Here is a 711-nt window from a genome sequence, read left to right as displayed (position 1 = left end):
GACCAGCCAGCCCTCGTCGATGAGTTCCTTGATCAGGAGGCTGACGGTCGAGCGCGTCAGGCCGCTGCGCGCTGACAGGTCGGCGCGCGAGATGCCCGCCTGCTCCCGCAGCAGTCGCAGCAGCGACATGCGGTTGAGGTTCTTGACGAAGTGCTGGTCGCCCTTGATGGGTGCTGTGGACATTGACGGCTCTTGCCGGGTCGGGGCCGGCTGCACGCGAAGTTATGAATGCTGGTCGAATCAATGTTCCCACGGATTCGTCCCGGCGTGACGGATTCTGACCAGTTTACTGGGAGCGGCGCACAAAAACGGCCCGTCCGAGGGGTTTCGGAGCCTCTTGGCGTATTCCCTGATGACGCATGCCGCGCCATGGATCACATTTGTTCGGCCAACATACAAATGGAGACTCTGATGAACTTCCGCAAGTTCGCATCCTGCGCGGCGCTCGCCGTGAGCGCGGCCCTGGCCTGCGTGGGGGCCGCGGCCGCCGACGTCACGGTTCGCCTGATGCACGTCGACCAGAATCCCGAAGTCAGCGTGTTCTTCAACGACATCGCGCGTCGATTCGAATCCACGCACCCCGGCGTCAAGGTCGAGATCCAGTATCTCGAGAACGAGTCGTACAAGAAGAAGCTGACCACGCTGCTGCAGTCGCCCGAGCGGCCGAACGTGCTGTACAGCTGGGGCGGCGGCGTGCTGCGCGAGCAGATC

General features: G+C 63.2%; 2 protein-coding genes. One reads left to right on the top strand and one right to left on the bottom strand.

Going from position 1 to position 711, the window contains the following annotated elements; genetic code table 11:
• Nucleotides 1–183, bottom strand: a 183-nt coding sequence (locus AC1DTN_RS37825; RefSeq protein WP_477925261.1) for a winged helix-turn-helix domain-containing protein, incomplete at its 3' end; no start/stop codon positions are given.
• 228 nt (nt 184–411) lie between these two features.
• Between AC1DTN_RS37825 and AC1DTN_RS37820 the strand changes: the two genes are divergently transcribed.
• Nucleotides 412–711: extracellular solute-binding protein (locus tag AC1DTN_RS37820; protein ID WP_477925260.1), on the top strand; the 300-nt coding region annotated here is incomplete at its 3' end.

It is taken from the genome of Rhizobium sp. 01T444 (assembly GCF_056398305.1).
The sequence above is the reverse complement of the archived record's forward strand: the minus strand, read 5'-3'. Positions and strand labels throughout refer to the sequence as shown.